Here is a 21,250-nt window from a genome sequence, read left to right as displayed (position 1 = left end):
ACAAACCTTACGGTTATTTCTGCATATTTTTCGCTTCGATGCTCAATGTGGCATGAGGAACGGCTAAAAGTCTTTCCTTAGGAATCAGCTTTCCTGTTACTCTGCAAATACCATAGGTTTTATTTTCAATTCTGATTAAAGCATTTTTAAGATCCCGCACGAATTTTTCCTGTCTTCCTGCCAGAATAGAATTTTGTTCCTTGCTCAGAGTTTCCGCTCCCTCTTCAAAAGCTTTGAATGTAGGTGAGGTATCATCAGTTCCATTATTCTGGTCGTTGATAAAACTTTCTCTGATCAGCTGTAAATCTTTTTCTGCTTTTTCTATTTTTTCTTTTATTATAGCTTTAAATTCTTGTAAATCAGCATCGCTATATCTTACTCTTTCGTCTGACATGTTCTTTTTCTCTTTTTAATAAAATTATGAAATGGAATTTGAAATCCAATAACTATATGTTAATTTTTTTCAACATTTATCTTAAAATTAACCTCATCTATTTCGATTTCGTTAAAATTTGAAAGTGAAGATACAATTTCTATTTTATTTGACAAGACCTCTGAGGAAATATATTCTTCATTTTTCTTAATATCATCAAGGAAAGGTGAATTTTCTTCCACAAGAATATTAATCCTGTCAGTCAACTCAAAATCCTTGTCTTTTCTCAGGTTCTGAATTCTGTTGATGAATTCTCTTGCAATACCTTCAGATTTTAACTCGTCTGTTAACTTCAAATCTAGTGCCACAGTTGTTTTTCCGTCGGAAGTTACCGTCCAGCCCGGGATATCCTTAGTAGAGATTTCAACATCGGAAAGGGTGATTTCATATCCCTGAACATCAATTTTTCCTTCCTTTTCAAGGCTTGAAATTTGTTCTGTGGTAAGATTTGCTATTTCACCACCCACTACTTTCATGTCTTTTCCCAATTTAGGTCCGAGAGCTTTGAAGTTGGGCTTGATTTGCTTTACAATTAAATGAGATGCTTCTTCAGCATTAATTAACTGTAATTCTTTTACATTTACTTCCTGTTTGATCAGGTCTGCAACAGCCAATATCTGTTCCTCTGCTTTAGAATCCAATACAGGAACCAGTACTTTTTGTAATGGCTGGCGTACTTTTATGTTCTCTTTCTTTCTAAGAGAGAAAACCATACTGGTGATGTTCTGTGCCAGATGTGTTTTTTCAACCAGATCCTGGTCGATCAGACTTTCATCGGCAACCGGGAAATCCGTAAGGTGTACAGATTCGCAGTTTTCTTTTCCGGTTACTTTATTTAAATCCTGATACAACTGATCCATAAAGAACGGAGCGATTGGTGCGGATAGTTTAGCAACAGTTTCCAGGCAGGTGTATAAAGTCTGGTAAGCAGAGATTTTATCTTCCGAATAATCTCCTTTCCAGAAGCGTCTTCTGCATAATCTTACATACCAGTTACTCAAATTATCATTCACAAAATTGCTGATTGCTCTTGCAACTCTTGTTGGCTCGTAATCTTCGTAGAATTCTTTTACATCTTTAATTAATAAATTTAATTCAGAAAGGATCCATCTGTCGATTTCAGGCCGGTTTTCAACCTCTTTTTCTGAATAGCTGAAGCCGTCAACATTCGCATATAGAGCAAAGAATGAGTACGTATTGTAAAGAGTTCCGAAGAATTTTCTTCTTACCTCATCAATTCCCTCGATATCAAACTTCAGGTTTTCCCAGGGATTTGCATTTGAGATCATGTACCAACGGGTAGCATCCGGCCCGTAAACAGAAAGTGTTTCGAAAGGATCTACAGCATTTCCTAAACGTTTTGACATTTTCTGACCGTTTTTATCCAAAACAAGGCCGTTGCTCATTACATTTTTATAAGCAACCGAATCAAAAACCGCAGTTCCGATAGCGTGAAGAGTATAGAACCAGCCACGGGTCTGGTCAACACCTTCAGCGATAAAGTCTGCAGGGAATGCTTTTTTATTGTCGATTAATTCTTTATTCTCAAAAGGATAGTGAAGCTGTGCATAAGGCATAGAACCTGAATCGAACCAAACATCGATCAAATCACTTTCACGTCTCATTTCTCTTCCTGAATCTGAAACAAGAACTACCTTGTCAACCACATTTTTATGTAAATCAACCAAAGCATAATTCTGTTCAGACATGTTCCCGATCACAAATCCTTTGAAGGGATTTTCTTTCATTAATCCAGCTTCAACTGATTTTTCGATCTCGTTGTATAATTCTTCTACAGAACCGATGATCTTTTCTTCTTTCAGGTCATCAGTTCTCCAGATTGGTAACGGGATACCCCAATATCTTGAACGGGATAAATTCCAGTCGTTTACATTTTCAAGCCAGTTGGCAAAACGTCCTTCTCCTGTTGCTTTCGGTTTCCAGTTGATTTCTTTGTTCAAATTAACCAGTCTGTCTTTTACAGCGGTCATTTTTACAAACCATGAATCCAATGGATAATACAATACAGGTTTGTCAGTTCTCCAGCAGTGTGGATACGAGTGAACGTATTTCTCTACTTTGAAAGCTTTGTTTTCAGTTTTCAATAAGATGGCCAGCTCTACATCCCATGATTTTTCAGGAGCGGTTCCGTCATCATAATATTCATTCTTGATATATTTTCCTGAGAAAACTTCCGGAACATTATTTCCTTTAATAAATCTACCCTGTAAATCTACCAATGGAACCAGATTGTCATTCTCATCTTTTACCAACATCGGCGGAACTCCTGCATCTTTTGCAACCCTGGCATCATCTGCACCAAAAGTCGGCGCGATGTGAACGATACCGGTACCGTCTTCCGTAGTTACAAAATCTCCTAAAATCACTCTGAACGCTTTTTCGGGGGTTTCAGTTGGTGTAAACCAAGGGATCAGCTGTTCGTATTGAGTTCCTGCAAGTTTATCCCCGGTGAATTCTTTTAAAATCTGATACGGAATTGTTTTGCTTTCAGAAGTATAGTTAGCAAAATCTTCATCAGTTCCGGCAACATATTTCTTACCAAAGTTCTTTTCTAAAAGTACTCTCGCTAAAATAACGGTTACAGGTTCAAATGTGTACTGATTGAATGTCTTTACAACAACATATTCAATATCTCTTCCTACTGCAAGGGCAGTATTGGAAGGTAATGTCCATGGAGTTGTCGTCCATGCCAGGATATTTATATCACCGTCAACATCATTGAACAGTTCAGAAGATTCTTTTATTACATTAAACTGAGCCACAATCGTAGTGTCCGAAACATCACGGTATGTTCCGGGCTGATTTAGCTCGTGAGAAGAAAGTCCTGTTCCTGCTTTCGGAGAGTAGGGCTGGATGGTATATCCTTTGTACAGCAAATCTTTGGCATACAATTGTTTCAGCAACCACCAAACCGTCTCCATATATTTTGACTTATAGGTGATATACGGATCATCAAGATCTACCCAGTATCCGATTTTCTCAGTAAGGTTATTCCACACGTCTGTATAACGCATTACTGCTTCACGACATGCTTTGTTATAATCTTCAATAGAAATTTTTTTGCCAATATCTTCCTTTGTAATCCCTAATTCCTTTTCAACACCCAGCTCCACAGGAAGCCCGTGTGTATCCCAACCCGCTTTACGAAAAACCTGTTTCCCGTTCTGGGTCTGGTAACGGCAGAAAATATCTTTTAACGCTCTCGCCATGACGTGGTGAATTCCGGGCATACCGTTTGCTGAAGGCGGACCTTCATAAAATATAAACTCAGGCTGACCTTCGCGGATTTCAACACTTTTATTGAACGTTTTATTTTGTTTCCAAAATTCCGATACATTCTCGGCTATATCAATAAGGTTGAGGTTTTTATATTCTTTAAACTGGCTCATTGTAAATATCTCAATATCGTTGATTAATTAAGTTGGCAAATTTACTAAAATTTGTCGGTTTATAAGATATGTTTTATTTTGATATCATCTATTAAAAAGTTCAATTTCAGAAATATAATGGCGGGCTGTTTTTTGACCGTGGATTGCCAATGATGAATAAGCCGATTCTGCCTAATTCTTGACGTAAGTTTCAATGACACTTTTAGCCGGAAATTTGAAGTAAGATTTCCGGTAACTTTTTAGAAATGATGCACTTCTATACATGATCATCTGTGAGAATTTGTGCAATCTGTGGTTGGAAATAAAACCAACTGCAAGAACAAAAAAGCATTCCATCATTATTAAAATTTGTATATTTAAGTAGATATAAATCTAATGCTGTATGAAAATATTTTGTAAACTGATGCTTTTTGTTTGTGTCATCAATAACATCATCACAAAGGCTCAGAATAATTATCCACAGAATTATTTCCGGAATCCCTTAAACATTCCCATGCAGTTGGCTGCTAACTTTGGAGCAGTACGGACCAATCATTTTCACATGGGATTGGATCTTAGAACCAACAGCCAGGAAAACTTATCAGTGGTTGCCGCAGCAGACGGCTATGTAAGCAGGATAAAAGTAGAGCGGTACGGCTTTGGAAATGCAGTATATATTACCCATCCCAATGGATATACAACCGTCTATGCCCATTTAAACAAATATTTCGACAGGCTGGATGAATATGTAAAAGAAAAACAATACAAAGATGAAAAATGGGAACAGGATATTATCTTTTCTCCGGGACAGTTTCCTGTAACCAAAGGGCAGCTGATCGCCTTGAGTGGAAATACGGGCGGCTCGGCAGGACCCCATTTACATTTTGAGATAAGAGATACTAAAACAGAGGAATGTCTCAATCCGTTGCTTTTTGGTTTTGATATTCCGGATAGCATTGCTCCGGTGATCAGCGGACTTTATTGGTACGACCGGCGCTTCAGCACGTATGAGCCGGGTGCAAACGGTATTGCTGTTAAAAAAGAAGGAAATACGTATACAACGAATATTGTTCAGGTAAATTCACCATCAATAAGCTTTGCTGTTAAAGCTGTGGATAAAGCCAATAAAGGATTTAACCTTGGGGTTTATCAGGCAGAATTATTGATGGATGGAAAGCTGGTGTATGGTTTTTCCATTGATAAGATAAGTTACGATGACACCCGTTACCAGAACGGCTGTATAGACTATACCAAATTTATCAGAGATAAAATGAGTATTCAGCATCTGTCGGTTTTACCCGGGATGAAACTTCAGCATTACAGTGCCCCAAACCTGTCAGGAATTATAGATCTTCAGGATGAAAAAATTCATAATATTGAAATTATTTTAAAAGATATAAACGGAAATACAAGCCGGCTGATCACAAAAGTTCAGTTCAATACAGCATCAGATAAAGTTTCCTTCACAGATAAAACAATAATGCCGGGCGAAGGAAAAACGATTGTGACTGAAAATGCAGAGATCAATTTTAGCAGAAATGCAGTCTATGATGCTTTGAATTTTAATGCCTATGAAAACCCCGGCACTGATTTGAATGCGGTTTCAAACAGCATTGTTTTACATAGTCTGTACATTCCTGTTCATGATAATTATACGCTGAGAATAAAGCCCAATAAAAAACTAACCAACGAAGAAAAGGATAAAGCGGTCATTATGCTTGACTACGGAAGCGATAAGGATGTGGTAAAAGGAAAATGGAGTGGAAATCAGGCAGAAGGACAATTCAACAGATTAGGAACTGTAAAATTGATCTTAGACACTAGTCTTCCGTCTGTTTCACCGAATTGGAAGGATGGTGTTCTTATCAACAGTAGTTCTTTACGGTTAAAAGGAACAACCAGTACCGGCGATATTGTTTCGTTCCGTGCAGAATTGGATGGGAAATGGCTTCGTTTTGCCCGGATAAAAGATGATTTTGTCTATACTTTTGATGAAAAATGCCCGAAAGGCTCAGGTTCACATATTTTAAAAATAACGATAGAAAATACGGCTGGAAATATAAATACACAAACTTTTACCTTCCATAGATAAGATCAGTAGCTGAAAACCGTGAATAGATTTCACATGAATATATTCTACAATATTTATTTAATAAATTTGCTCTTTAAAATTAAAACCATTGGAATTTCATCCGTCAATCGAGAAAGCAGGTATTCAGGAAATAAAAACATTCCAGGAGGAAAAACTTCAGGAACTTTTGACTTACCTCGAAGGTAATTCCCCTTTTTACCAGAAGCTGTTCAGGGAAAATAATATCAAAACCGGGGATATCCGTACTTTGGAAGATCTGCGGAAAATCCCTACAACCACAAAAAATGACCTGCAGCAATATAATCATGATTTTTTCTGTATTACTCCCGATAAAATTGTTGATTACAGCACGACATCAGGAACGTTAGGTGATCCCGTTACTTTCGGTCTGTCCGACAATGATCTTGAAAGACTTGCCTACAATGAAGCGATTTCTTTTGCCTGTGCCGGCATACAAAAAGGAGATGTTGTACAGATGATTACAACAATTGATAAAAGATTTATGGCAGGCCTGGCTTATTTTTTAGGTTTAAGGAAAATGGGGGCAAGTGTTGTAAGGATGGGACCGGGAATTCCGGAACTTCAGTGGGATTCTATTTTCAGATACCAGCCGAAGTACCTGATTACGGTACCTTCCTTTCTTCTGAAAATGATCGACTATGCCGAAAAATATGAATTAGACTATAAAAACTCCAGCGTCTATGGCGCTGTTTGCATTGGAGAAAGCATCAAAAACCAGGATTTTACAGATAATATCCTTTCACAGAAGATTAAAGAAAAATGGGACATAAAACTTTTTTCTACCTATGCTTCTACAGAAATGAGTACAGCCTTTACTGAATGTGAATTTCAGATCGGAGGCCATCACCATCCTGAATTAATCATCACAGAAATTCTTGATGATAACGAAAGCCCGGTGAAAGAAGGTGAAAGCGGAGAGCTGACCATTACAACATTGGGGGTTGAAGCGATTCCTTTGCTTAGGTTTAAAACCGGAGATATTGTAAAAGCACATTATAAGCCCTGCCAATGTGGAAGAAATACAATGCGGTTAGGCCCTGTGGTCGGAAGAAAGCAACACATGATCAAATATAAAGGAACAACGCTGTATCCGCCCGCAATGAATGATATCCTGAATGATTTCAATTCGATCCGGTGCTATCAGATTGTTATCCAGTCCAATGAAATCGGGTTGGATGAAATTATCATCAGATTAAGTACAGACAGCGAATCTGAAGGTTTTGTAAATGAAGTAAGAGACCATTTTCGCGCCAAATTGAGAGTAAGCCCGAAAATAGAAATTATTGATTTTGATATTCTGGCAAAAATTGTTCACAATCCGAACAGCAGAAAACCGGTTACATTTATAGATTTAAGATAAATATGATTTTTAATATTAATAAAAAATAAAAATACGGCAGTTCTATTGAATTGCTTTTTTAATATATTTGTGGACCTAAATAAATAAACCATGAAAAAATTATTTTTGTTGATTCTTTTTGCAGTGTCAACAACTGTTGTTGCTCAAAAATTTAAGATTAAGAGCGGGGATGCAAAATTCTTAAAGGGAACTGAAACTGTAAATGTTGTTTTTGATTACACAGATATGAAGCTGTTGAAAGAAAATTATACTGAAGCAGAATATATTCCAAAAAGAATTGAAGAACTGAATAAAAAGACCGAAGGAAGCGGAGATATCTGGAAAAAACAATGGGAGAGAAGTAAAGAAGAACTTTGGAATCCCAAATTTATCATGTTATTCAATAAAATTTTGTCAAAAGAGAATATTAACACAAAGCTTAAAGAAAATACACAAAGTCCATATACTCTTATTGTTAAAGTAAAATGGATTTATCCGGGTTGGGATGCCGGGATTATGAAGCAGCCTGCAAAAGTGACAACACAGCTTACTTTTGTGGAAACGGATTCTAAAAAGGTACTGTGTGACATAGAAAGCGTAGATGCTCCGGGAGATCAGTGGGGAAGTAATTTTAATAATGAAACCAGAGTAGGAGAAGGTTTTGCTAAAACAGGTAAGACCCTTGCCCAGAGAATCGAAAGAGATTTAAAATAAAATAAAAACGGTCTGAATTTTCAGACCATTTTTTTATTGCTGTTTCTGCTGTTCCTGTTTCTCCAGTTTAATCAGGTTGGCAAGATTTTTAATTACAGTATCATGTTTTTTTACAAACGGATTGTCTTTATTCCAGACGTAACCCGCTAAAACGGCACATATTTTTTTCTTTACGTCCGGGTTTTCCGGCTGATGGAAAAATAATTCCTGAAGATTTCCGGTATACCATTCTTTCACATACGTAGTGAAAACATCTACACCATATAAAATATAATCCGTGTACTCTGTCTGCCAGTCGATTTTCTCACCGTTCAATTGCTTTAAAGCTAATTTTGCAGCAAGCATTCCCGATTCGGTTGCAAAAGCCATTCCTGATGAGAAAACGGGGTCAAGGAATTCCGAAGCATTTCCTGTTAAAGCAAATCCGTCACCAAATAATTTTTTAACCGAACAGGAATAATCTTTCAGATGTTTTGGCTCAAAAAGGAAATCTACACCACCGAAACGTTTTACATAATAATCGGAAAGAGAGATTGCTTTTTTCAAAGCTTCCGCAGGATCTCCGTTTTCGGATAATTTTTCTATATAATCTGTTGGCCCCACAATTCCTACGCTTGTATTTCCGTTAGAAAAAGGAATTACCCAAAGCCATACTTCAGTTTCTATAATATCAAAAGAAATCAAAGTTCCTTCTTCTCCTTCTTCTCTGTTGATATCTTCTACATGGGCAAAAATGGCGGAATGTGGAGAAAGTTTTGATGGTTTTTCAAGATCAAGAAGACGGGGTAAAACCCTTCCGTAGCCACTCGAGTCAATTACAAATTTGGCATGAATTTCTTTGATTTTTCCGTTTTTATTTTTTACGGTAGTGATAGAATCTGTCCCATCGAATTTAATGTCAATAACTTCAGTTTCAAACTCGAGATCGATACCTTTATTAATGACTTCATTAGCTAAAGTATGATCAAAATCAGCTCTCGGTACCTGCCACGTCCAATCCCATCCTTCACCGAATTTATCACTGAAATCAAAAATGCAGACTTCGTCGCCTCTTAAAAAACGTGCACCCAGCTTTTTTTCAAAGCCCATTTTATCCAACGCAGGGAAAAGCCCGGCTTCGTCAAAATGATCCATTACACGGGGAATCAGGCTTTCACCGACAACAAGTCTTGGGAATTTTGTTTTTTCAACGACTTTTACGTTGATGTTGTTCTTCTTTAAATATGAGGAAGATACGCATCCGGAAGGTCCGGCACCGATTACAAGAACATCAACAAATTCTTTGCTCATCTTTGATTTTTTATTTTAATAATAACTTCTATCTTTGCCGCAAAATTAGTGACAAATAATCAATATTTTATAAAATTATATATTATTACTTTTAATTGATGAAAATAAATAGCTTTTTAAAACTGAAAGATTTTCAGAATATCGTCATAAATAATGAAAAAATAGAACTGGATGATACGCTTTTAGCCAGAGTAGACGCGAGTTTTCAGTTTTTGAAAGAATTTTCGAAGAATAAGGTAATATATGGGGTGAATACCGGCTTCGGTCCGATGGCACAATTCAAAATTAGTGATGAAGACACCCATCAGCTCCAATATAATTTAATAAGAAGCCATTCTTCAGGAATTGGAAATCCTCTACCGGCACAGGAAGTAAAAGCCTGTATGCTGGCAAGGCTGAATACCTTATCATTAGGAAATTCAGGAGTACATCATACTGTAGTTAATTTACTTAAAGAATTGATCAACAGGAATGTTACGCCGTTGATCTTCGAGCACGGAGGAGTTGGGGCAAGCGGTGATTTGGTTCAGCTGGCTCACCTTGCTTTGGTTTTAATCGGCGAAGGAGAAGTATTCTATAAAGGAGAAAGAAAAGCTACAAAAGAAGTTTTTGAAGCAGAAGGTTTAGAGCCGATAAAAGTAGAGATCCGTGAAGGGCTTGCTTTAATGAACGGAACTTCCGTAATGTCCGGAATTGGAATTGTAAATGCATATAAAGCTAATCAGTTAACGGAAATATCCATTAAACTTTCCTGTGCAATCAATGAAATTGTTCAGGCTTATGATGACCATTTATCAGAAGCGTTGAACGGGACCAAAAAACATTACGGGCAGCAGAAAATTGCAGAAAGAATGCGTGCGCATTTATCTGACAGCAAATTGATCAGAAAAAGAGAAGATCACCTTTATACCCATTTTGAAGAACAGGAAAAAGTATTCAAAGAAAAAGTTCAGGAATATTATTCATTAAGATGTGTCCCGCAGATTCTGGGACCTGTTCTGGATACATTGGAGTATGCTGAAAGAGTTCTTGAAAATGAGATCAATTCGGCCAACGATAACCCGATTATCAATGTGGAAGACCGGCATGTTTATCACGGTGGGAATTTCCACGGAGATTATATTTCATTAGAAATGGATAAGCTGAAAATTGTTGTTACCAAGCTGACCATGTTGGCAGAAAGACAGCTGAATTACCTTTTGAATGCTAAAATCAATGAAATTTTGCCCCCTTTTGTAAATTTGGGTAAATTAGGATTCAATTTCGGGATGCAGGGAGTTCAGTTTACAGCGACTTCTACAACAGCGGAAAGCCAGATGCTGTCTAATTCAATGTATGTACACAGTATTCCTAATAATAATGATAATCAGGATATTGTGAGCATGGGGACGAATGCTGCAGTCATCTGCAGAAAAGTAATTGAAAATGCTTTCGAAGTACTGGCAATTGAAACCATTACCATCGTTCAGGCGATTGAATATCTTGAGTTTAAAGATAAGGTTTCATCTTCTACAAGAGAATTGTATGATGAGATAAGAAAAATTATTCCTGCATTCACCAATGATATGGTAATGTATCCTTATCTGGAGGAAGTGAAAAAATATTTAAAAACAGTGTAATTATTATCTGTAATTGATTGTCAATAAATAAGGAGGAAAACGACAGACTAAAAAAACTAACACTAAAACATGAAATGTGCAATTGTAACAGGAGGCTCAAGAGGAATAGGAAGAGCAATCTGTATAAAACTGGCCGAAGAGAAAAACTATCACATACTCATTAACTACACTTCAAACGAAGCTGCAGCCAAAGAAACTTTAGCTAAAGTTCAGGAACTTGGATCCACCGGGGAAATCCTGAAATTTGATGTTGGAAATGCAGAGGAAACCCAAAAAGTTTTAACGGAATGGCAGGAGAAAAATGCCGATTCAATTGTTGAGGTGATTGTGAATAATGCCGGAATTACAAGAGACGGCTTATTTATGTGGATGCAGAGTGAAGACTGGAACAGTGTGATCAACACAAGCTTAAACGGTTTTTTCAATGTAACGAATTTCTTTATCCAGAGATTGTTGCGTAATAAATACGGCAGAATCATCAATATGGTTTCGGTTTCCGGGGTAAAGGGAACTGCCGGGCAAACCAATTATTCGGCGGCAAAAGGAGCTGTAGTAGGGGCTACAAAAGCATTGGCACAGGAGGTTGCTAAAAGAAACATCACGGTAAATGCCGTAGCTCCGGGATTCATCAGGACAGATATGACCCAGGAGTTTAATGAAGATGAATTAAAAGCCATGATTCCCGCCAACAGATTCGGGGAAGCAGAAGAAGTCGCAGATTTAGTTGCGTTTTTGGCGTCTAAAAAATCTTCTTACATCACAGGCGAAGTGATCAATATTAACGGTGGAATTTACTCTTAAAATAATATATCAATGTATCAGTGTAACAATGCTGGTTTAGCTTTAATACTATTGTTACATTGTTAAATTAATAAAAAAATGGAAAATAGGGTAGTAATTACCGGAATGGGAATTTATTCCTGCATCGGAACCTCTCTGGAAGAGGTGAAAGATTCCCTGTATCAAGGAAAATCTGGAATTGTTCTGGATGAAGAAAGAAAAGAGTTCGGCTACAGATCGGGCTTAACGGGACGTGTCCCAAAACCTGATTTAAAAGGTTTGCTCAACAGAAGACAACGTGTAAGCATGGGGGAAGAAAGCGAATATGCTTACCTTGCTACCATAGATGCCTTGAAGCAGGCGCAGATCGGACAGGATTTTCTGGAGGCCCATGAAGTGGGTATTTTATATGGAAACGACAGTGTCTCTCAGGCAGTCGTTGAAGCAATTGATATTGCGAGAGAAAAAAAAGATACAACATTGATGGGCTCGGGTGCGATTTTTAAATCGATGAACTCTACCGTTACCATGAACCTTTCAACCATATTCAGCCTGAAAGGGATCAATCTTACCATCAGTGCAGCGTGTGCGAGTGGATCTCATTCTTTAGGACTAGCTCATATGATGATTAAAAACGGTCTTCAGGATATGATTATCTGTGGCGGGGCTCAGGAAACCAATAAATTTTCTATGGCAAGCTTCGATGGACTGGGCGTTTTTTCAGTAAGAGAAGATCAGCCGGAAAAAGCATCGAGACCTTTTGACTCCGGAAGAGACGGATTGATTCCAAGTGGAGGTGCAGCGACCCTAATTGTTGAAAGCCTGGAATCTGCACAAAGAAGAGGAGCGCCGATTTTAGCGGAAATTATAGGTTATGGCTTTTCTTCCAATGGCGGGCATATTTCCACACCGAATGTTGACGGACCGGCCTTAGCAATGGACAGAGCTTTGAAACAGTCTGGCTTAACCGCAAAAGATATAGATTATATTAATGCCCATGCGACTTCCACACCGATTGGTGATTCTAATGAAGCCAAGGCTATTTTTGAAATCTTTGGCAGTGAAGTTCCGGTGAGCTCTACGAAATCAATGACAGGGCATGAATGCTGGATGGCAGGAGCAAGTGAGGTGATTTATTCTGTCCTGATGATGCAGAATGATTTCGTGGCTCCGAATATCAACCTGGAAAACCCTGATGAAGAGGCGAAAAGGATAAATTTGGTCGCTGAAACAAAAAGTCAAAAAATTGACGTATTTTTGTCGAATTCTTTCGGATTTGGGGGAACCAATTCCGCATTAATTGTTAAAAAGTTTGATTAAAAACATGGAAAGAGAAAAAATTGTTGCCATTGTTAATGATTTTTTAGTTAACGAATTTGAAGTGGATGGTGATGAAATAAGCAATGAAGCCAACCTTAAAACCACTTTAGGATTAGATAGCCTGGATTATATTGACATGGTTGTAATTATTGAATCTAATTTCGGCGTGAAATTAGGAGAAGCTGATTTTAAAAAAATGATCACATTTGATGATTTTTATACAACGATTGAAAATAAAATTGCTAACAAAAACGCATAATTATTGATTAAAACTTTATTCTTTTAATAATGTAACAATAGAACAGTGTACCAGTGTAACAATAATTTAATTCATTATTACACTGGTATACTGATAGATTGGTAAACTACAATTATGAACAAGTGGAAGGGTAAGTCTAAAGGGACCATATTAGGATATAAAATATTTGTCTGGTGCATTAGAAATATCGGAATCAGAAGTTCTTACTTTGTACTGTATTTTGTAGCAAGCTACTACTTTTTATTTCTGAAAAAAAGCAATCAGTACATTTTTTATTATTTCCGCAAAAGATTAAATTACGGCTTCTGGAAAGCAAAAATTTCGGTATTCAGAAGTTATTTCGGTTTTGGAAAAGTACTGATTGATAAAACCGCAATCTCGGTAGGGCTGAGAGACCGTTTTACCTATGAATTCGATGGGGTTGAAAACCTTAAAGACCTGCTAAACGAAAAAAGGGGGGGTGTTTTAATCAGTGCCCATATCGGAAACTTTGAAATTGCAGAACATTTTTTTGCCGATATTGATTTTGATTGCCAGATCAATCTTGTAACAACAGATCAGGAGGTGACGGTAATTAAAGAATACCTTGACAGTGTTACTGTTAAAAAAAGCAATATCAAATTTATCTACGTGAAAGAAGATATGTCGCACATTTTCGATATCAATAAAGCTTTATCCAATAACGAACTGATTTGCTTCACAGGCGACCGCTATTTTGAAGGCTCAAAATATCTGGAAACGGAGCTGCTGGGAAAAAATGCCAAATTTCCGGCAGGCCCTTTCCTGATTGCTTCCAGGCTTGGAGTCCCCGTAGTATATGTTTACGTAATGAAAGAAACCAACCTTCATTATCATTTGTATGCAAGGGTAGCTCAGAACGTAAAAAAACGTGATGCACAGGGACTTCTGAACTCTTATGTGCAGAATCTGGAATCTATGCTGAAAAAATATCCCCTTCAATGGTTCAATTATTTCGATTTTTGGGACGATATTGATTAATTTTTCTAATTTTACCCCGAAAACAATAACAAACTCAAACCATCAAGATGTGTTGAAAGCTAAGATCATTAGGTTTACTTTGCTGAATGCCGGTCCTTTGTACCCTTAAAGAAGCATTTAGTATTTGAATCTTTGCGGACTTTGCGTTAAAATCATATCTTCATCCCCTAATATCTATTTCTCCTTTGAAAAAAGAATACGACATACTTGTAATCGGCAGCGGATTGGGAGGCCTTGTTTCAGCTCTGATTTTGGCTAAAGAAGGCTTAAAAGTATGTGTCCTGGAGAAAAACAATCAATATGGTGGTAATTTACAGACCTTTTCACGGGATAAACTGATTTTTGATACCGGTGTTCATTATCTTGGCGGGCTTTCCAAAGGGCAGAATCTGCATCAGTATTTTTCTTACCTGGAGATCATAGATGACCTGGAAATTGAGAAAATGGATGAAAACGGTTTTGATAGAATTTCGTTTGATGGAGATGAAATAGAATATCTCCACGCTCAGGGTTATGAAAATTTTGTTTCACAGCTTACCCGGTTTTTTCCTGCTGAAAAAGATAACCTGGAAAGATATTGTGAAGAAATCCAATATGTATGCAGCCAGTTTCCGAGATACAATCTGATCGGAAAAGACAATTATAACGAAGAAATTTTACACCTTAATACCAGAAGGTTTATAGAATCTGTTACCTCAGATAAAAAACTGCAGTCGGTTTTATTGGGCTCGAATTTTCTTTATGCCGGGGATTCTGAAAATATTCCTTTTTATGTGCATGCACTGACAGTGAATTCTTATATACAGAGTGCTTATAAATGTGTAAAAGGAGGAAGCCGGATTTCAAAACTACTGATCCGGAAACTACGGGAATATGGGGCAGATGTGCATAAGCACTCTGAGGTTTCTGAAATGCTTTTTAATGAAAATGAAGCGCTGACCTCCGTTAGAACAAAATCCGGCAAAGAATATACTGCAAAGCAATTTATTTCCAATATAGAAATTCGTTCTGTTGTCCGGCTGATAGGAGAAGAAAGACTGAAAAAATCTTTTCTCAACAGGGTACTGAGCTGGGAACCTGTTTCATCCTGTTTTAGTGTTTATCTGGTATTAAAACCGGGCAGTATTGCGGGATTCAATTATAATATCTATCATTATTCCTCTGAAAACCTGGTATGGAACGCGCACCGCTATCAGAAAGAAAACTGGCCGGAAACATATATGCTCTCTTCTACCCCTTCCAGACATCATCCCGGATTTGCGGAAAGTCTGACTGCCATTTCCTATATGGATTTTGACGAGGTTAAAGCCTGGGAAAATACGGTGAATACTGTTGCTGATGAGCACGAGAGAGGAAAGGAATACGAAAGGTTTAAACAAGAAAAAGCAGATAAAATGATTGATGCTTTGGAAAAGAAAATTCCGGATCTGAGAAAATCAATCAGGAACGTATATACCTCTTCACCATTATCTTACCGTGATTATATCGGAAGTTTTGAAGGGAATATGTACGGCTATAACAAAAGCTCTGAAAACCCATTGAAAACAATGGTTTCACCCAAAACTAAAATTAACAACCTGTTTTTGACAGGGCAATCGGTTAATATGCACGGAATTCTGGGTTGTACAATCGGTGCTTTCAGTACATGTGCAGAGATTTTGGGAAAAGAGCTGATCAATAAACGTCTGGCAGAAATGATTAAAAAGAACAATGAAGAAAAATAGTAGCCCGTTTGTCATTCAGAATAAAGCAAAGTGTTTGTCCCTGGCTTTTTTCAGCCTTTTCCTTACCCTCAGCCTTGCCTCTTGTGGAATCAGAAAATCGGTTCGTCACATTCCGGATGTAAAGCAGTATTCTTTAGAAGTTCCGAAGATCAATACCATCAATGATTCAACTTTTACGTATAAACAAAATTATTTAACCAAGAATAAGCAGCAGCTCTGGGAACTTTATATGAAAGGAAACCCACTTCAGCTGGGCTATAATAACGGAGCCCTGACTCAGAATTTAATGCAGAAGCAGGAAGAGATTTTCTTTTCCAAAGTGGAAGGATTTGTTCCCTCAAAATTTAAGCAGAAACTGTTGCGCGGTTTTCTGAAATGGTATAACCGGAAAATGTATCTGAATGTAAGGGAAGATTATCAGGCTGAATTATATGGTTTGTCACAGTATTCATCGGATAAATATAATTTCATCGCCCCGAAATATTTAAGAAGTTTATACCTGCACGGGGCACATGATATAGGGCACGCGATGCAGGATCTTGCCATGGTAGGGTGTACTTCTTTAGCAGTCTGGAACGATAATACGGAAGACGGGGATTTATTGATCGGAAGAAATTTTGATTTTTATGTGGGAGATGAGTTTGCAAAAAATAAGCTGGTAGAATTTATAGAGCCGGACCGGGGAATTCCCTATATGTCAGTAAGCTGGCCGGGAATGATAGGGGTGGTATCCGGGATGAATAAGGAAGGAATTACCGTTACCATTAATGCCGGGAAATCTAAAATCCCATTGACTGCAAAAACACCGATTTCTCTGGTGACAAGGGAAATTCTGCAATATGCGAAAAATATTGATGAAGCAATTGCCATCGCAGAAAAACGGAAAGTTTTTGTTTCGGAGTCGATTCTGGTAGGAAGTGCAAATGATAAAAATGCTGTTATTATTGAAGTTTCACCAAAGAACTTCGGAGTTTATAAAGTACAGAATTCAAGCCGGGTTTTTTGTACCAATCATTTTCAGTCAGAGGCTTATAAAGATGATAAAAAAAATAAGAAACATATTCTGGAAAGCCATTCTGAATATCGTTACGAAAAACTTCAGGAGCTTTTGGAAGAAAATAAAAAACTGAATCCTGAAAAAATGGCTGCCATTTTAAGGGACAGGTCAGGGCTGAAGGGTGAAAAAATAGGCTATGGAAATGAAAAAGCGATCAATCAGCTTTTAGCGCATCATGCAGTTATATTTTCTCCGGAGAAAAAGTTGGTCTGGGTATCTTCTAACCCATATCAGCTTGGTGAATTCGTATGCTATGATTTAAATAAGATTTTCTCTGACCAGCGGTTGAAAGCCGGTGAACTGGCTACATCACAACTGAATATCGCCAAAGATCCTTTCGCAGACTCTGAAGAATTTGAAAATTATGAGCAGTATAAAATAATGAGCTCGGAAGTAAATGAAGCCATTGACAATGTAAAAGGGATGGCTTTTACAGATGATTTTATACCTTACTATCAGTCTCTGAATCCTGATTTCTGGTTGGTGTATTATCAGGCGGGAAAATATTATTTCAGCAGAAAAGAATATCAGAAAGCTGAAGCAGAGTTTAAAAAAGCACTGACTAAGGAAATCACAACTGTTCCTGATAAAAAAGCTGTTGAAAAGTATCTGAAAAAAACGCAGAAACATTTAGATTAATAAAGACTTTCTGTCTTTTTCTCATTTAGATTCCAAAAATTTTTATTCTTACAATAAACATTAAAATTAGTATTTTGATGTTTAATTTTCATTAATTCAATTTTGTTGTTTTTTGAACAGTTTCTTATGTTTATTTATGGGATTTGTATCGATATGATTTATTTGTTTTGATATTTTTAATTATTTAATCTATTGTTTGTTAAAATATTTTGTTAAGTATTGAATAATTATTTATATTCGTTTCGCTAATACCCACTGAATGATAAAAATCTATTTTTTAACTGCTTTATGTTTTTTAATGCTGTTTTCCTGTAAGGATGACGAGAAAATAGAAGGCGTAAAAGTTGAAAGTTCTTTCGTTAATTTTGATATTAATGCTGTTCCTTATACTAAATTATCTACCTATTCTTTTTTTACAGGAGAATTGAAAAACCTGACCCCATCAAGCAAAGTGATTCCTTATGAGCCTGCCAGCTCATTATTTACAGATTATGCCTCTAAAAAAAGGTTTGTCTGGATGCCTGAAGGTACCAAAGCTACTTATGATGCAGATGATAAAACATTGAATTTCCCTGTAGGGACTGTGTTAATAAAGAGCTTCTATTATACAACCATACAGCCGAATAATACCACTAAAATTATTGAAACCCGCCTGATGATCAGAAAATCCAGCGGATGGATATTTGCGGAATACCTGTGGAATGACGATCAGACGGAAGCAAATTTAATAACAGGAACTGATTTTACAAGCGGAAGCTCTAAGAATATCACCTTCAAAAAAGAGAATAATAATGTGATTACAACAGATTACAGAATACCGTCAGAATCAGAATGTTTTGCCTGTCATAAACTCAACAACAAACCTGTACCCATCGGCGTAAAACCTCAGAACCTGAATACAGGTTACCCCTATTCCGGAGGAATTAAAAATCAGCTGCAAAAATTAGTAGATGAAGGTTATCTGGTAAGCTATCCATCCAATATCGTTTCTACCGTAAACTACAGAGATACCAGTAAACCTGTAGATATTCGGTTACGGTCGTATCTGGATATCAACTGTGCCCATTGTCATCAGCAAAATGCACGATGTGATTACCGGGCGATAAGATTAAGCTTTAGCCAGACAGCCGATCTTGCCAATATGGGAGTTTGCGTCAATGCAGATGAGCCTATAGATCAATCATTAGAAAAAATTATAACCCCGGGAAATCATAATAAATCGGTCATGAACTTCAGGCTTAATTCCGTAGATGAAAGCAACAGAATGCCTTTATTGGGAAGAACAGTAGTGCATGATGAAGGTGTTGCCCTGCTGCAACAATGGATTAATTCTCTGAATCAATCCTGTCCATAACTTTATATAATCAAATTGAAGAAAACATGAGAAAAAATTTATCCTTTTTTGTTGTATTATTTAATATAGCATGGGGATTTGCCCAATTGACGTGTGCCTCTGCCATAGATCTCACACAAGGAACCCATACCGCACCGCCGGTTACGGGAACTGCTCCCACTGCGACATGTGGTTTAGGAACTGCCGGCTCAGCAGGATTATGGTATAAATATACTGCTACTCAAGATGCAAACATCACCGTTTCTACGGTCGTTGGAGGACAGAATATTGATACACGTGTCATGGTATACAAAGGAACTTGCGGAGCATTAAACTGTCTTGCTTCCAACGATGACTTTTCGGGGACATCCGCACTGGTTACCTTTGCCGGAACTGCCGGAACTACTTATTATATAGCCTTTGATAACAGATGGTCAAGCTCAGGATTTAACTTTACAGTTACCGAAACGATAGCTGTACCCGACAGGCTTTCTTTTACTCCGACACCGGTCACTGTTGCCGGAAATATGAATCATTGTGTGGTGGATATGAACGGAGATTATCTGGATGACATTGTTTCTGTAGTAAATGCTACACAGATCGTTATCTCGTATCAGCAGTCAGGAGGTGGATTTAATAATATAACCTATACGGTACCCAATACCGTCATAACCCCAAGCTGGAGTATCGCTGCGGGAGACTATGACAATAACGGGTTTAATGACCTTATCTACGGCTCAAGCAGTGGAGTAACTTTTGTAAAAGCCAATGCTAACGGAACAGGTTTTACATCCGACAGAAAGCCTCAGTCATATCTTACCCAGCGTACCAATTTTATCGATATTAATAATGACGGAAAATTGGATGCTTTTGTATGTGATGATAATGCTCCGAACAGATTTTATATCAATGACGGAACCAATATGAACCATAACCAGGGAGGATTAGGGGATTTCCCTTCGGGTGGAAATTACGGTTCTATATGGATGGATTACGATAATGACGGAGATCAGGATCTGTTTATTGCCAAGTGCAGTGGCGGCGGGTCAGGGCCGGGAGGAAATATTGACGAGCTCCACCGGAACAATGGTAATGGAACTTTCACAAATGTAGCTTCTACAACCAATATGGCAAATCCGGTTCAAACGTGGTCTGCGGCATGGGGAGATTTTAATAATGACGGATGGATGGATGCTGTAGTTGGAATCAATTCCATATCTAACGGATTGAGTAAGGTAATGAAAAACAATGGCGATGGAACTTTCACCGATGTAAGCGCAGGTTCAGGTTATGATACAACGAATAGCTTAAGCAGGGAATATGTGGCTTATGATTTTGATAATGACGGATTCCTTGATGTATTGGGAGCCGGAAATACAATTATGTTTGGTGACGGAACCTTTAAGTTCACCCCAAATGCCAATACCTATACTTTGAATTTCAACAACAGGCCAATCGGGGATCTGAATAATGACGGTTTCTTAGATATTCAGAATGGGAACACCATCATGATGAATAACGGGAATACCAATAAATGGCTAAAAGTAACCCTACAGGGAACTCAAAGTAACAGAAACGGAATCGGAACAAGAGTAGAAATCTATGGAGCCTGGGGAAAACAGATCCGGGATGTACAGAGTGGTGTGGGATTCAGAAATATGAATACACTAAATGCTCATTTCGGAATAGGTCAGGCTACGGAGATCACCAAAGTAATTGTAAGATGGCCTTCAGGGGTAGTGGATGTTATTAATAATGTAACTCCCAATACAACAATATTTGTTTTGGAAGGCTCAACTTTAGGTGTACATGATGTTCAAAGTCCTGAAGAATTATTTACGATCTATCCGAACCCGGTGAATGATATAATCAATTTCAAACCAATGCAGGATTTTATACCTGTTGATTCAAAATTGTACGAAACAAGCGGAAGACTGGCATTACAGGCCAAAGTGGAGAGAAATTCAATATCTGTTAAATCATTAAATTCCGGAATATATGTATTAGTGGTAACAGATAAAAATGGAAAAACATATTCGCAGAAAATAACTAAAAAATAAAGCTGACAACCAATTAATTGATATAACCAATGCTGCAAAGTCGAAAGGCTTTGCAGTTTTTTTATCAGCTAAATTTTTTCAGGACTGAATCTCATAATTATTTGATTTCATTCCTGAAATTTTTATTTGCTCCGGTTTTAGGTTGGCAAAATGTTAAAAGAAAGAAGATTATTTTAAAATTA

Annotated in this window: 15 protein-coding genes; 12 read left to right on the top strand and 3 right to left on the bottom strand. The window is 37.4% G+C overall.

Going from position 1 to position 21,250, the window contains the following annotated elements:
- Positions 1–13: 13 nt before the first annotated feature.
- Together PMI13_RS12170 and ileS are read right to left on the bottom strand one after the other, a co-directional pair.
- The gene (locus PMI13_RS12170; protein WP_007844085.1) at positions 14–394 is read right to left on the bottom strand and encodes a TraR/DksA family transcriptional regulator; all 381 of its coding nucleotides are present in this window, start codon (positions 392–394) and stop codon (positions 14–16) included.
- Positions 395–453: 59 nt separating this feature from the next.
- Positions 454–3,843 carry an isoleucine--tRNA ligase gene (gene ileS / locus PMI13_RS12165; RefSeq protein WP_007844083.1) on the bottom strand — a complete coding sequence of 1,130 codons (3,390 nt, stop codon included), beginning with the start codon at positions 3,841–3,843 and terminating at the stop codon, positions 454–456.
- A gap of 382 nt (positions 3,844–4,225) precedes the next feature.
- Between ileS and PMI13_RS21725 the strand changes: the two genes are divergently transcribed.
- The 3 genes from PMI13_RS21725 (at position 4,226) to PMI13_RS12150 (ending at position 7,988) form a co-directional block, all read left to right on the top strand.
- A complete protein-coding gene (locus PMI13_RS21725) occupies positions 4,226–5,914 on the top strand; it encodes a M23 family metallopeptidase (RefSeq protein ID WP_007844081.1) in 1,689 nt (562 codons plus the stop codon).
- Positions 5,915–6,002: 88 nt separating this feature from the next.
- Positions 6,003–7,295: a phenylacetate--CoA ligase family protein gene (locus PMI13_RS12155; RefSeq protein WP_007844080.1), complete on the top strand. Its 1,293-nt coding sequence runs from the start codon at positions 6,003–6,005 to the stop codon at positions 7,293–7,295.
- A gap of 90 nt (positions 7,296–7,385) precedes the next feature.
- Positions 7,386–7,988, top strand: coding sequence for a hypothetical protein (locus PMI13_RS12150; RefSeq protein WP_007844079.1), 603 nt, complete (start codon positions 7,386–7,388; stop codon positions 7,986–7,988).
- Positions 7,989–8,021: 33 nt separating this feature from the next.
- On the opposite strand, the gene PMI13_RS12145 is transcribed toward PMI13_RS12150, so the two are convergent.
- Positions 8,022–9,278 carry an NAD(P)/FAD-dependent oxidoreductase gene (locus PMI13_RS12145; protein WP_007844077.1) on the bottom strand — a complete coding sequence of 419 codons (1,257 nt, stop codon included), beginning with the start codon at positions 9,276–9,278 and terminating at the stop codon, positions 8,022–8,024.
- A gap of 98 nt (positions 9,279–9,376) precedes the next feature.
- On the opposite strand from PMI13_RS12145, the gene PMI13_RS12140 reads away from it, so the two are divergent.
- From PMI13_RS12140 to PMI13_RS12100, 9 genes are all read left to right on the top strand, one after another.
- Positions 9,377–10,897 carry an HAL/PAL/TAL family ammonia-lyase gene (locus tag PMI13_RS12140; protein WP_007844076.1) on the top strand — a complete coding sequence of 507 codons (1,521 nt, stop codon included), beginning with the start codon at positions 9,377–9,379 and terminating at the stop codon, positions 10,895–10,897.
- 69 nt (positions 10,898–10,966) lie between these two features.
- Positions 10,967–11,698 carry a 3-oxoacyl-ACP reductase FabG gene (gene fabG, locus PMI13_RS12135; protein WP_007844069.1) on the top strand — a complete coding sequence of 244 codons (732 nt, stop codon included), beginning with the start codon at positions 10,967–10,969 and terminating at the stop codon, positions 11,696–11,698.
- Between the two features lie 78 nt (positions 11,699–11,776).
- Positions 11,777–12,997, top strand: coding sequence for a beta-ketoacyl-[acyl-carrier-protein] synthase family protein (locus PMI13_RS12130; protein WP_007844067.1), 1,221 nt, complete (start codon positions 11,777–11,779; stop codon positions 12,995–12,997).
- Between the two features lie 4 nt (positions 12,998–13,001).
- Complete coding sequence (locus tag PMI13_RS12125; RefSeq protein ID WP_007844066.1) at positions 13,002–13,256, top strand: acyl carrier protein; 255 nt, start codon at positions 13,002–13,004, stop codon at positions 13,254–13,256.
- 114 nt (positions 13,257–13,370) lie between these two features.
- Positions 13,371–14,255 carry an LpxL/LpxP family acyltransferase gene (locus tag PMI13_RS12120; RefSeq protein WP_007844065.1) on the top strand — a complete coding sequence of 295 codons (885 nt, stop codon included), beginning with the start codon at positions 13,371–13,373 and terminating at the stop codon, positions 14,253–14,255.
- A 185-nt stretch (positions 14,256–14,440) separates the two neighbouring features.
- Positions 14,441–15,979 (top strand): phytoene desaturase family protein, encoded by a 1,539-nt coding sequence (locus tag PMI13_RS12115; RefSeq protein ID WP_007844064.1) that lies wholly within the window; start codon positions 14,441–14,443, stop codon positions 15,977–15,979.
- Positions 15,966–17,675 carry a C45 family autoproteolytic acyltransferase/hydolase gene (locus PMI13_RS12110; protein WP_007844063.1) on the top strand — a complete coding sequence of 570 codons (1,710 nt, stop codon included), beginning with the start codon at positions 15,966–15,968 and terminating at the stop codon, positions 17,673–17,675. The genes PMI13_RS12115 and PMI13_RS12110 overlap by 14 nt, the downstream gene beginning before the upstream one ends.
- Before the next feature lie 259 nt (positions 17,676–17,934).
- On the top strand, positions 17,935–19,029 hold the full coding sequence (locus PMI13_RS12105) for a hypothetical protein (protein ID WP_007844062.1): 1,095 nt from the start codon (positions 17,935–17,937) through the stop codon (positions 19,027–19,029).
- A gap of 26 nt (positions 19,030–19,055) precedes the next feature.
- A complete protein-coding gene (locus tag PMI13_RS12100) occupies positions 19,056–21,068 on the top strand; it encodes an FG-GAP-like repeat-containing protein (protein WP_007844061.1) in 2,013 nt (670 codons plus the stop codon).
- Positions 21,069–21,250: the final 182 nt, after the last annotated feature.

Origin of the sequence: Chryseobacterium populi (assembly GCF_000282115.1) — a bacterium.
Lineage (GTDB): Bacteria > Bacteroidota > Bacteroidia > Flavobacteriales > Weeksellaceae > Chryseobacterium > Chryseobacterium populi.
Note: the sequence above shows the minus strand (reverse complement) of the source record. Positions and strands in the feature narration are given on the sequence as shown.